The organism is Devosia lucknowensis (assembly GCF_900177655.1).
Lineage (GTDB): Bacteria > Pseudomonadota > Alphaproteobacteria > Rhizobiales > Devosiaceae > Devosia > Devosia lucknowensis.
In genome coordinates, this window is the sequence record NZ_FXWK01000002.1 from 596658 (window position 1) to 608855 (window position 12198).

A 12198-nucleotide genomic window follows, 5' to 3' on the forward strand; every position below is an offset into this window, starting at 1 on the left:
AGCACCGCCACCCTGCTCCACGGAGGGCAGCAGGGTGGCGGGATGCTATTCCGCTGCGAGCTTTTCGGCTTCCGGCCGCTGGTCGGTTATGGCCAGCGGTTCGACGGCGACGATCTGGTCGCGCCGGCGGTGAATGCGAAGGCGCTTGATGCGGCGGCTGTCGGCGGCCAGGATCTCGAACTCGAAGCCATCGAGACCGGTTACGCGCTCTCCCCGCTTGGGGACGTGGCCGGCAAGGTCGAACACCAGACCACCCAGCGTCTCCACATCTGCCGCAAGGTCTCCAGGTGCAAAGTCGGGTCCAATGACGGCCTGTACATCGTCGAGTTCGGCGCGGGCATTGGCGACGTAGGTGTCGTCGTTGACTTTGCGGATCAGCGCCGCTTCGGTGACGTCGTGTTCGTCCTCGATCTCGCCCACCACGGCCTCGAGCAGGTCCTCGATGGTAACGAGACCATCGGTGCCGCCATATTCGTCAACGACGATGGCCATGTGGGTGCGACTGGCGCGCATGGACTGCAGCAAGTCGGCGGCCGGCATGAAGGTGGGAACGAACATGGCCGGGCGCATGATACCCAGCTTGCTGATCTTCTGCCGAAGGGCAGTCGAGAGCAATTTTACCGGCACTTCCTTGTCAGGATCGAGAACCGGCTCGGTGATCTTGGAGAGGGCGTCCTTGATATGGATGAAGCCCTTTATGTCATCCAGACCCTCGTCATAGACCGGTAGACGGGAGTGACCGACCTGCCGGAACCGGGCCAGGAGCGTGCCAAGGTTGATGTCTGAAGGAACGGCCTGCATGTCGGATCTCTCCACCATGACGTCGTCGATGGACACCTTGGAGAGTTTCAGAACATTCTGCAGGATCAGCCGCTCGCTTTCGGAGAAGTCGGCGGTTTCCGCGCTTCCCGTCTCCTCGAGGGCGACCTGCAAGTCGTCACGAAGGGATACAGTGGTTCGGGCCATCAGACCCTTGAGCCGGTTCCATAGTGTTGGCCCCCGCGTGGCGGCGGAGGCGGGACTAGAGGGAGGCTCCGGGTTTTCGGCCACCCGAAGGGCCTTGTCTTGGCTATCGTTCATTCATCTCACGCCGTCCAGGTGACGGCTTTGTTGCACTTAGGGACGGAGAATGCCCCGATCACCAGGGAGTTCCCTGGCGCAGGTCAGTCGGCATAGGGGTCGTCTACCCCCAACCCGGCCAGTATTCGGGTTTCCAGCCCTTCCATTTGAAGGGCTTCCGCCTCATCCATATGATCATACCCCAAAATGTGCAGAAAGCCATGCACCATTAGGTGGGTGAAGTGATCCTCAAGGCTCTTGCCCAGATCTACTGCCTCACGCTCCAGCGTTTCGCGCGCAAGGGTGATGTCCCCAAGGAGGCCGATGACCGGATCGAAAGGCTCGATCTGGGGAAAGCTCAGGACGTTGGTGGAACTGTCCTTACCACGCCACTGAGCGTTGAGCTCGCGCTGTTCCTCGTCGTCGGTGAGGAGAACCGAAATCTCTGCAGCGCCCTTGACCTTGGGCTTGGCCCCGGCCAGCGCCGCGAGCACGGCTTTTTCGGCCAAGGCATCGAAATGCTCAGGCCAGCCATCCGCGTTTCGGATGACGGCAATTTCAAGAGGCGGCGATACGGGCATGGGCGGGTAGCTCAGCTCCGGGGCGCAGCGCCAAGGACGCGTTCGAGACCCTGCCTGTCGCCTTCTTTGTCGGCGAGACGGCGCGCGGTATCGGCTTCATAGGCGCGGACGATGCGCCCAACCAGAGCGTGGCGCACCACGTCCTTGTCATTAAAGCGCGAGATATGCACGCCTTCGACGCCATCGAGGAGGTTGACGGCTTCGACGAGGCCCGACTTTTCACCGCGCGGCAAATCCACCTGGGTCGGATCGCCCGTGACGATCATCTTGGAGTTCTCGCCAAGGCGGGTCAAAAACATCTTCATCTGCATTGACGTGGTGTTCTGCGCCTCGTCGAGGATGACCACCGCGTTCGACAAGGTGCGACCGCGCATGAAGGCGAGCGGGGCAACTTCGATGATGCCGGAGGTGATGCAGCGCTCGACGTTTTCGGGCTTCATCATGTCATAGAGAGCGTCGTAGAGCGGACGCAGGTAGGGATCGACCTTTTCCTTCATGTCGCCCGGCAGAAAGCCGAGGCGCTCACCGGCCTCAACGGCCGGACGGGAAAGAATGATGCGATTGATATCACCGCGCTCGAGGAGGGAAGCGGCATGGGCCACGGCAAGATAAGTCTTGCCCGTACCAGCCGGACCGATGCCGAACACCAGCTCGCTGCGCTCCATGGCGCGCATATAGGCATCCTGAGCCGGGGTGCGCGCGACGATGGTGGACTTGCGGGTGGCGATCTGGGCCATGCGAACCTTGCCCTTGCGCTCGAGCGTGGGCAGGGTGAGCTGACTGTCTTCGGTCTCGATCATACGGATGACGGCATCGACATCGGCGATGTCCATGGCGCGGCCTTCCTCGAGGCCGGCATAGAGCGATTCAAGAACACGTCTTGCCTGATCGACCTTGCTGGCCGCACCCTTGATCAGCACATGATTACCCCTCGGCGTGGCCGAGACGGCAAGGCGCTGTTCAATGAGGGCGAGGTTCTGGTCGAAATCGCCATAGAGCTGGGCAGCCAGGCGATTGTCTTCAAAGGCGAGTTCGAGTTGCGATGCGAGGGCATTATCGGCGGTGGGTGGCAAGTGCCTGCTCAAACTTTCTCGGCTCCCGAAGGGGGCGCCGCGGAGCGCGTCGCCCAGTGCAGTAACGACGCTAGGATGATTTGCGTTCGCTGTCTGTAGATATTTTGTGACGGTGAACGGATATCGCAAGGCTTTCACGGACGAGCATTGCGAGCAAACGCGCGTCAGTGCGTCGTTAGAGTTGCGGACGCACGTCCGGCCATTTTGCGGAACCCTGATGTTCCGAGGGGCATTGCAGGGCGACATTGGAGAAACGCCCAACATGTTTGGTGCAATAGTGGATCAATCGGGCACACTGTTCGGTGTGTGGGCTCCCGATCATCGTGAGGCCGAGGTGGTGGTGACGGGAAAGGGAAGCTTTTCCCTATCGCCGCAAGGCAAAGGCTATTTCGCGGGGCATGTGCCAGGGGTCACCGCGGGAGACCGATACATGTTCAGGCTGGACGGCGGAGCCCCCGTTCCGGACCTCGCCTCGCGCTGGCAGCCCGACGGCAATGACGGCCCCTCCGTAGTGGTGAGCGACAGCTTTAAGTGGACCGATGGCGACTGGCCCGGTCCGTCCGCTTCGGACGAGGTCATCTACGAGCTCCATATCGGCACATTCACGCCGGAAGGAACCTGGCCGGGGGCGTTGGAAAAACTCGAGGCGCTCAAGGCGCTGGGGGTGACCATCGTGCAGGTGATGCCAATCGGCACATTCAAGGGTGCGTTCGGCTGGGGCTATGACACGACCCTGCCCTACGCCCCATTTGCGCCCTATGGCTCGCCTGACGACATGCGGCGCTTCGTCGATACTGCGCATGCGCTCGGCATCGCGGTCATCCTGGACGTGGTCTACAACCATGTCGGCCTCGGAGATCACTTCCGCGCCTATGGCGAGCAGTTCTTCACCAAGCGCCACGAGAGCGAATGGGGCGCAAGTTTCAACTACGACGACTACGAGAACGGCGCATCGGCCGTGCGCGATTTCATCGTGGGCAACGCGGTCTACTGGATCGAGGCCTTCCATGTCGACGGGCTTCGGCTCGATGCCGTGCAGGCGATGATCGACGACAGCGACGAGCATGTGGTCGCCGCCATCACGCGCGCCGTGCGCACCGCCGCGGCGCCGCGAACGGCCTATATGGTGGTAGAGAACCAACCGCAGGAGCGGCTGATGATCGAGCGGCCCGAACAAGGCGGGATGGGGGTCGACGCCATGTACAGCGACGACTTCCAGCATGCCGTGAGGGTGGCGGCAACGGGCCACAACGACTTCTACTATCGCGATTATCTGGGGACGCCGCAGGAGCTGATCTCCGCCCTGAAGTACGGATTTCTGTATCAGGGGCAGCGCTCGGACATGCGCGACGCGGCCTATGGCACCTACAATCTCGACACGCCGGCACAGCGCTTCGTGCATTTTCTGGAGAACCACGACCAGGTGGCCAATTCGGCCACCGGAGCCCGGCTGGGCGCGCTGATGGCGCCGGCGCGGTTGCGGGCGATCACCGCGCTGCTGCTCCTCGGGCCTCAAACGCCCTGCCTGTTCCAGGGACAGGAATTCGCTTCGTCCAATCCATTCCTCTATTTCTTCGGCATTGATGGCGAAGAAGCGGAAAGTGTTGCGACAGGGCGGCGCCAGTCGGTGAGCAATTTCCCTTCGGTCGTAGACCCGGTCATGCAGAATCTCCTGGCGCGCCCGGACGACCGATCGACATTCGTGCGCAGCAAGCTCGACTGGGCAGAGGCGGAATCCAACGCCCCAATTTTAGCGCTACACCGCGATCTGCTGCAGATGCGGCGCGAGGACCCGAGTTTTTCGCAGACATCGGAGCGCCGTATCGATGGGGCGGTACTCGGCGATGCGGCGTTGGTGATTCGGGTCACCACGCACGACCCTTCCGGCCACAGGCTGCTGCTGATCAACCTGGGGCGCGACCACAACATGGGGGTGACGGCGGAGCCCCTGCTGGCGCCACCGCCGGGACACAGATGGATGCCATATTGGTCGAGCGAACATCCAGACTATGGCGGCGCCGGGCGCCGGCCGATGGATGCAGCAGCCTACTGGATCCTGCCGGCTGACTGCACGCTCGTGCTGAAGCCGCAGGCCTGATCACGCGGCCGCCACCGCCTGCTTAAGGCGACCAACCAGGGAATTGGTGCTGGTGCCGATAATCTCGACATCGTGGATGGCGCCAATGAGGTCGGTCGACCCATCCAGATGTACGGCCTGGAGATAGGGCGAACGGCCGCCGACCTGTCCGGGCATGCGACCCACGCGCTCGATCAGCACCGGGAGCGTCTTGCCCACGCATGAGGCATGGAAATCGGTCGTTTGCCGGTTGACCAGTTCCTGCAGGCGGTAGAGGCGTTCGGTTTTGACCTCCTCGGCAATCTGATCGCCCAGACTGGCGCCGGGCGTGCCGGGACGGGTCGAATACTTGAACGAGTAGGCCGAGGCGTAACCGGTTTCCCGGATGATGGTCAGGGTATCCTCGAAATCCTGATCGGTTTCCCCAGGGAAGCCGACGATGAAATCGCCCGAAAGCGCCATATCCGGGCGGGCAGACTTGATCCGCTCGATCAGCCGAAGATATTGAGCCGACGTATGCTTGCGGTTCATGGCCTTGAGGATGCGATCGGACCCCGACTGCACCGGAAGATGCAGATACGGCATGAGGAGCGGGAGGTCGCGATGCGCTTCGATCAGGGCATCGTCCATGTCGCGCGGATGGCTGGTGGTGTAGCGCAGGCGTTCAAGCCCCGGGATTTCGGCCAGGAGATAGGCCAGCTCGCCCAGGCCGACGCTTCGACCGGCGGCGTCGACGCCGTGATAGGCGTTGACGTTCTGGCCGAGCAGGGTCAGTTCCTTGACCCCGGCTTCGACAAGGTTGCGCGCCTCGGCCAGGACCTGGGCAACCGGGCGGCTGACTTCGGCGCCTCGGGTATAGGGCACGACGCAGAACGAGCAGAACTTGTCGCAGCCTTCCTGCACGGTGAGGAAGGCGGTGAGACCCCGCTTGATGGTCACTTCCTTTTTCGCCGCAGGCAGATGGGCGAACTTGTCTTCCTCCGGAAAGTCGGTGTCGATCACCGCTTTCTTGAGCGAAGGGTGCAGATGACGCTGGGCACTGGCGCGCTCGAGCATTTCCGGCAGCCGGTGATAGGCCTGGGGACCGAAAACCATGTCGACAACCGGCGCGCGACGGGCGATTTCCTCGCCTTCCGCCTGTGCCACGCAGCCTGCCACGCCAATCATCATGTCGCCGCCGGATGCGCGTTTCTCGCCCTGCAACTCCTTGAGCCGGCCGAGCTCGGAAAAAACCTTTTCACTCGCTTTTTCCCGGATATGGCAGGTATTTAGGAGAACGAGGTCAGCCTCGCCAATGTCCTGAGTCGGGATATAGCCTTGCGGCGCCAGCGCATCGGCCATGCGGTCGCTGTCATAAACGTTCATCTGACACCCATAGGTCTTGATGAACACGCGCTTTGACGCGGCCTGGGGCATGATTTCGGTATCGGTCATGGGCGCTGTTTATCAGAGGCCGCAAATGGATGCCATGCCCTGCAACTTACCGACGCGTGGGGTGTTCTACCAGTTCGAGACATGAGAGCGACAATGCAGAAGCAAGACAAATCGACTGCCCATGCCGCAGCCATGCGCGATGGACGCAAGCCCGGCTCCAAGAACGATCCCGTACAGGTGCGCGACGCAGGGCCAGAGTCGATGAAGGACCAGCCCGAACATTGGGACGAGGTCGACGAAGCCTCGGACGAAAGCTTCCCGGCCAGCGATTCCAGCGCCAAGTACTGAGTTCAGTCTGCCGCAGAGAGGGCGCGGCGACTTTGAAGGACGGGGGCAATGGCAGTAGATACGGCGCCAGGAAAGAGCGACGCGCGGGTGATGCGTGGACGCCCTATTGCGGTCTACCTGATCGCGCTGGTGCTTGCCATCCTGATCCCCGCAATGGCCGTCGCCCTCGTGTTACTCAACAGCGCCAACGATTCCCAACAGAAGGTTCTGGCTGCGCTGACCAACGCGACCGTGCAGGCGATGGGGCACGCGGTCGACCGCGAAATCACCGGAATGGCGACGACGCTGCGCGTGCTGTCGAGCAGCGAGTCGCTGGAATTGGGCGACCTTGCCGCTTTCCACGAGCGGGCGCTCACGGCATTGGCGGGCAGCGGATCCTACTTGATCGCGGTCGATGACCAGTTCCGCCAGCTGCTCAATACCCGGGTCCCCTATGGGGAAGTATTGCAACAGACCTCCGACATTCCTACCGCCGAGCGTGCGCTGGAGCGCGGGGTGGCAACCATTTCCCCGATCTTCTTTGGCGCCGTAGCGCAGGATTATGTCTTTAATGTCTGGCTACCCCTGAGCGATGTCGAGCCGGTACGCCTCGTGACCATGACGCAGAATGCGCGCAACCTGGCGCCGTCGCTGCAGTCGCGCCAGTTACCGGCAGGATGGCACGCGGCCCTCGTCGACACCAACAATGCCGTGATCAGTTCCACCGCCGATACGGCCCTCGAAATCGGTTCGATCCTGCCGATCCGACAGTGGAAGGCGGACGTGCCCGGCGATGCCTGGGCGCAGGAAGAACTGAACGGCGAGCGGGTCGTCACGGCCGAATGGCGCTCGGGCTATACCGGCTGGCGGGTGATCGCGTGGGCGGCATCGAGCCAGGTTCAGAAGCCGCTGCAGGATTCGGTGCTGCAGCTCACGCTCTGGGGGCTGTTCATCGCGGTATGCGCAACGGCCGTGGCGTTCCTGATCGCGCAGCGGATCAGCAGCTCGGTGCGCGGCCTGCGGCTCGACGCCCAGCGCATGGGCCGGGGCGAGGCCGTCTATCCACGGACCTATCCCGTGACCGAGATCGCCGAGGTATCGCAGGCGCTCGCCGAAGCTTCGGAGCAACGGCAGATCGCTGATCGGGACATCCGCTTCCTGATGCGGGAGCTTGCGCACCGATCGAAGAACCAGATGGCGGTGATAGCCGCAATGGCCAAGCAGACAGCCCGCGGCGCCACCGACATTCAGACCTACGTGGTTTCGCTGGAGCGCCGTATCATGGGTCTGGCGCGCTCGACCGACCTGCTGCTGGCCAACGGCCGCGCCGGCGTGATGCTGGCCGAGCTGATCGAGCAGCAGATCGGGCCGTTCCGTCCGCCTGAGGCCGACCGTGTGAAGGTCGAAGGGCCAGATCTGCGCATCAACCCTCAAGGGGCGCAGATCCTGGGCATGGCCTTGCATGAACTGGCCACCAACGCCACGCGCTACGGGGCATTCGCCGAGCCCACGGGTCGGCTGGACCTTACCTGGAGGATGGATGCCGAAAACCTCTCGATGCGCTGGCGCGAACACCTGGGCAGAGCTCTCGTGGTGGGCGAACGCTCGGGCTTCGGCACGATCGTGCTGCGTACCATGGTCGGCGGGGCGCTGGGCGCGCAGGTCAATCGCGACGTGCATGGCGATGGCGTGGAATGGATCTTCGAGGTACCACTGACCGCGCTCGACCCGAGCTTTGCGGCGGTGCGCCCGGACGAACCCGATCCGCAGGCCTAGCGCCACGGCGGCGGCATCCTCATTAAATTCTGGCTATTTGCCCGGGATTGACCTATAGCAGCGCAGCTGGCTGCCGGGCCCAATGCCCGGCGCTTGCCTTTACATGGCCCCACCTGGACGACATCCCGGCTGGGGCGGCCATCATCCTCATTTTTCGAAAGGATAGCCCGATGTCGATCACTGCGGAACGCAAGACACAGCTCATCAAGGAATACGCAACCTCGGCCACCGACACCGGTTCGCCGGAAGTTCAGGTTGCGATCCTTTCTGAGCGCATTGCCAACCTCACCGAGCACTTCAAGGACCACGTGAAGGACAACCATTCCCGCCGTGGCCTGCTGAAGCTGGTTTCGACCCGTCGCTCGCTCCTCGACTATCTCAAGAAGATCGACGCGGACCGTTACAAGACGCTGATCGAAAAGCTCGGCCTGCGTCGCTAAGACGTATCAATCGGTCCGGCGCGGGAGGCCTCTTCCGCGCCGGATGCCTTTTGAGGTGTCGCCACTTCGGAGGCAGCGCCGCGCGTGGTAGCGCGGCAACCAGGCCGGCGCAGCCGGAGCATGGCAGGATCATCGGCCTCTTCCGCAGCGGAGGGGCTCATCGTCTTGTCCATGTTTCGTCGGTGCCAGAGATGAAACCGTGCCTGATTTTGAGCCGGCGCGCACATAGGGTGCGCTGCCGAGTGCGGGCACACCGGAGGCGTTCGTAGGGCCCTAGCCTTGCCCTGCGTTCCCGCGCAACCGGCAGAATGGAAAGACGAAAACATGTCGATCAAGTTTGATCACCACAAGGTCGAGCTCAACTGGGGCGGCCAGCCCCTGACGCTCGAAACCGGCAAGATTGCCCGCCAGGCCGATGGCGCCGTGCTCGCCACCCTGGGCGAAACCGTGCTGCTGGCAACCGTCGTCAGCGCCAAGTCGCCCAAGCCGGGTCAGGACTTCTTCCCGCTGACCGTCAACTACCAGGAAAAGTACTTCGCCGCCGGCAAGATCCCGGGCGGCTACTTCAAGCGCGAAGGTCGTCCGACCGAGAACGAAACCCTGGTTTCGCGCCTCATCGACCGCCCGATCCGCCCGCTCTTCCCCGATGGCTACAAGAACGAGACCCAAGTGGTCGTCACCGTTCTCCAGCATGACATGGAGAACAACCCCGACGTGCTGGCCATGGTCGCCGCGTCGGCTGCCCTGACCATTTCCGGCGTGCCCTTCATGGGCCCGATCGGCGCTGCCCGTGTCGCCTATATCGACGGCGAATATGTTCTGAACCCGTCGATCGACCGTCGCGCAGACTCAAAGCTCGACCTCGTCATGGCCGGCACCCAGGACGCCGTGCTGATGGTGGAATCGGAAGCCAAGGAGCTCTCCGAAGAGGTGATGCTCGGCGCCGTGATGTTCGGCCACAAGGCATCGGCTCAGGTGATCGAAGCCATCATCAAGCTGGCGGAACTCGCCGCCAAGGAGCCACGCGACTTCCAGGCTCCTGACTTCTCGGCCCTTGAAACCGAAGTGCTCGGCATCGCCGAAGCCGATCTGCGCGCTGCCTACAAGCTCACCAACAAGGCCGAGCGCTACGCGGCCGTCGACGCTGCCAATGCCAAGGTCAAGGAAGCGTTTGCCGCCAAGATCGAAGCGGGCGACGTTTCCAAGGAAGCGCTGGGCGAAGTCGTCCACAATCTCCAGGCCAAGATCGTGCGCTGGAATATCCTCGACACCGGCAGCCGTATCGACGGGCGTGATCTCAAGACCGTTCGCCCGATCCTCTCGGAAGTCGGCGTTCTGCCGCGCACCCATGGTTCGGCCATCTTCACCCGTGGCGAAACCCAGGCACTGGTGGTTGCGACCCTCGGCACTGCCGAAGACGAGCAGTTCATCGACTCGCTCGAAGGCACGCAGAAGCAGAACTTCCTTCTCCACTACAACTTCCCTCCCTACTCGGTGGGTGAAGCCGGCCGCATGGGTTCGCCCGGCCGTCGCGAAATCGGCCATGGCAAGCTCGCATGGCGCGCCATCAACCCGATCCGTCCGTCGATGGAAGAATTCCCCTATACTATCCGCATCGTGTCGGAGATCACCGAATCCAACGGCTCGTCCTCGATGGCCACCGTTTGCGGTACTTCGCTGGCCCTGATGGATGCCGGCGTGCCGATGAAGCGCCCGGTGGCCGGTATCGCCATGGGTCTCATTCTTGAAGGCGAAAAGTTCGCCGTCCTTTCCGATATCCTCGGCGACGAAGATCATCTGGGCGACATGGACTTCAAGGTGGCCGGCACGGAGGAGGGTATCACCTCGCTCCAGATGGACATCAAGATCGCCGGCATCACCGAAGAGATCATGAAGATCGCCCTGGCCCAGGCCAAGGACGGCCGCGTGCATATCCTTGGCGAAATGAACAAGGCACTGTCCGCGTCGCGCGGCGAAGTGGGCGAGTTCGCTCCCCGCATCGAAACGCTGAAGATCCCGACTGACAAGATCCGCGAAGTGATCGGCACCGGTGGCAAGGTCATCCGCGAAATCGTGGAAAAGACCGGCGCCAAGGTGAATATCGAAGACGACGGCACCGTGAAGGTCTCCTCTTCGGACGGCTCGCAGATCGAGGCCGCCATCAAGTGGATCCGCTCAATCACCGATGAACCCGAAGTCAATGCCATCTACCAGGGCACGGTCGTCAAGACCGCAGATTTCGGCGCCTTCGTGAACTTCTTCGGCGCCAAGGATGGCCTGGTGCACATCTCCCAGCTTGCCGACCAGCGCGTCGCCAAGACCACTGACGTGGTCAAGGAAGGCGACAAGGTCTGGGTCAAGCTTCTCGGCTTCGACGAACGCGGCAAGGTTCGCCTGTCCATGAAGGTCGTCGATCAGGCAACCGGCAAGGAAGTTGCCGCTGCCGCCAAGGAAGACGCCGCAGAGTAAGCAGCGCTCCAACCAGACATTGGAAGGCCGGGCAGTTGCCCGGCCTTTTTTGTCTTCGCCAGTAATGTCAGTACCCGTTGCAAACGAGCAACATACGAACTGTGATCACATTGCGGCGAGGAACTGCCGCATTGGGGTCACGTTAACACCACAATGCGTTACTCAATGGCCGGACATGCACGACGCAGTCCTGCTCCTCCCAGTTGCCTGAGGTTTGTAGTTTGATTTCCCGCCGCCTGTTCCTGCTTGGCGCTTCAGCCGCCGTGCTCTCCGCCTGTTCCACGACGCGCCAGCCTGTGGTGCAGGAACCGGTCATCGATCCCTATTACCAGCGCATGTACGGTCCGGTGGCCGGCGAACCCTATATGGTCGCCGGGATGGACCTGCGCCGCGTCGACCCCAAGTGGTGGCGCCAGGAAGTGGAATATTTCACGACCGAACGGCCGGGCACGCTGGTCGTCGATACTCCCGCGCACTACCTCTATCTCGTCATGGAAAACAACCGCGCCCTGCGCTATGGCATCGGTGTGGGCAAGGATGAGGCCCTGGTGTTCCGCGGTGACGCAACGATCGGCCGCAAGGCGGCATGGCCGCGCTGGACGCCCACCCAGTCGATGATCGCCCGCGAGCCCGATCGCTATGGCCCCTATGCCGGCGGCATGGGCCCAGGTCCGGAAAACCCGCTCGGCCCCCGCGCGCTTTATCTCTACAAGGGTGGCCGCGACACGCTGTTCCGCATCCATGGCACGACTGAGCCCTACACCATCGGCACCAACGTTTCGTCGGGCTGCATCCGCCTGATGAACCAGGACATCATCGACCTGTATTCCCGCGTGCCAGTTGGCGCGCGCGTGACGGTTATCAACTAGGCGCCGCGACTGGGGCCTATAAGGCGCGCCCGTCCAACTCGCGACTAGAACGACATTGTCGGCGGCGTTCGGTTTTCCCGTAGTCACCCGCAGCCGACATCCCAAGGCCCGCTTCCCCGCAAAGGAGGCGGGCCTTTTCCTTTGCCAAGCAGC

General features: G+C 62.6%; 10 protein-coding genes. 6 read left to right on the forward strand and 4 right to left on the reverse strand.

Going from position 1 to position 12198, the window contains the following annotated elements:
- Positions 1-45: 45 nt before the first annotated feature.
- From CCK88_RS15255 to CCK88_RS15265, 3 genes are all read right to left on the reverse strand, one after another.
- Positions 46-966: a hemolysin family protein gene (locus tag CCK88_RS15255; RefSeq protein ID WP_086471437.1), complete on the reverse strand. Its 921-nt coding sequence runs from the start codon at positions 964-966 to the stop codon at positions 46-48.
- A gap of 197 nt (positions 967-1163) precedes the next feature.
- The gene (ybeY, locus tag CCK88_RS15260; RefSeq protein WP_086471438.1) at positions 1164-1640 is read right to left on the reverse strand and encodes an rRNA maturation RNase YbeY; all 477 of its coding nucleotides are present in this window, start codon (positions 1638-1640) and stop codon (positions 1164-1166) included.
- 11 nt (positions 1641-1651) lie between these two features.
- Entirely contained in the window at positions 1652-2713 is a 1062-nt protein-coding gene (locus CCK88_RS15265) for a PhoH family protein (protein ID WP_244557556.1), read from the reverse strand.
- 262 nt (positions 2714-2975) lie between these two features.
- Between CCK88_RS15265 and treZ the strand changes: the two genes are divergently transcribed.
- Positions 2976-4811 carry a malto-oligosyltrehalose trehalohydrolase gene (treZ, locus tag CCK88_RS15270; RefSeq protein WP_170926517.1) on the forward strand — a complete coding sequence of 612 codons (1836 nt, stop codon included), beginning with the start codon at positions 2976-2978 and terminating at the stop codon, positions 4809-4811.
- On the opposite strand, the gene miaB is transcribed toward treZ, so the two are convergent.
- On the reverse strand, positions 4812-6224 hold the full coding sequence (gene miaB, locus CCK88_RS15275; protein ID WP_086471441.1) for a tRNA (N6-isopentenyl adenosine(37)-C2)-methylthiotransferase MiaB: 1413 nt from the start codon (positions 6222-6224) through the stop codon (positions 4812-4814).
- A 93-nt stretch (positions 6225-6317) separates the two neighbouring features.
- On the opposite strand from miaB, the gene CCK88_RS15280 reads away from it, so the two are divergent.
- The 5 genes from CCK88_RS15280 (at position 6318) to CCK88_RS15300 (ending at position 12045) form a co-directional block, all read left to right on the forward strand.
- Entirely contained in the window at positions 6318-6512 is a 195-nt protein-coding gene (locus tag CCK88_RS15280; protein ID WP_086471442.1) for a hypothetical protein, read from the forward strand.
- Positions 6513-6560: 48 nt separating this feature from the next.
- Entirely contained in the window at positions 6561-8267 is a 1707-nt protein-coding gene (locus tag CCK88_RS15285) for a sensor histidine kinase (protein ID WP_086471443.1), read from the forward strand.
- 170 nt (positions 8268-8437) lie between these two features.
- A complete protein-coding gene (gene rpsO, locus CCK88_RS15290; protein ID WP_170926518.1) occupies positions 8438-8707 on the forward strand; it encodes a 30S ribosomal protein S15 in 270 nt (89 codons plus the stop codon).
- A 324-nt stretch (positions 8708-9031) separates the two neighbouring features.
- Entirely contained in the window at positions 9032-11176 is a 2145-nt protein-coding gene (gene pnp, locus CCK88_RS15295) for a polyribonucleotide nucleotidyltransferase (RefSeq protein ID WP_086471445.1), read from the forward strand.
- Between the two features lie 221 nt (positions 11177-11397).
- Positions 11398-12045 (forward strand): L,D-transpeptidase, encoded by a 648-nt coding sequence (locus CCK88_RS15300; RefSeq protein WP_086471446.1) that lies wholly within the window; start codon positions 11398-11400, stop codon positions 12043-12045.
- Positions 12046-12198 lie beyond the last annotated feature (153 nt).

Excerpts from the sequence above, each read along its gene's own strand:
- pnp (WP_086471445.1), top strand. The coding sequence starts at position 9,032 with ATGTCGATCAAGTTTGATCACCACAAGGTCGAGCTCAACTGGGGCGGC.
- CCK88_RS15255 (WP_086471437.1), bottom strand. The coding sequence starts at position 966 with ATGGCCCGAACCACTGTATCCCTTCGTGACGACTTGCAGGTCGCCCTC.
- CCK88_RS15285 (WP_086471443.1), top strand. The coding sequence starts at position 6,561 with ATGGCAGTAGATACGGCGCCAGGAAAGAGCGACGCGCGGGTGATGCGT.
- treZ (WP_170926517.1), top strand. The coding sequence starts at position 2,976 with ATGTTTGGTGCAATAGTGGATCAATCGGGCACACTGTTCGGTGTGTGG.
- miaB (WP_086471441.1), bottom strand. The coding sequence starts at position 6,224 with ATGACCGATACCGAAATCATGCCCCAGGCCGCGTCAAAGCGCGTGTTC.
- rpsO (WP_170926518.1), top strand. The coding sequence starts at position 8,438 with ATGTCGATCACTGCGGAACGCAAGACACAGCTCATCAAGGAATACGCA.
- ybeY (WP_086471438.1), bottom strand. The coding sequence starts at position 1,640 with ATGCCCGTATCGCCGCCTCTTGAAATTGCCGTCATCCGAAACGCGGAT.
- CCK88_RS15280 (WP_086471442.1), top strand. The coding sequence starts at position 6,318 with ATGCAGAAGCAAGACAAATCGACTGCCCATGCCGCAGCCATGCGCGAT.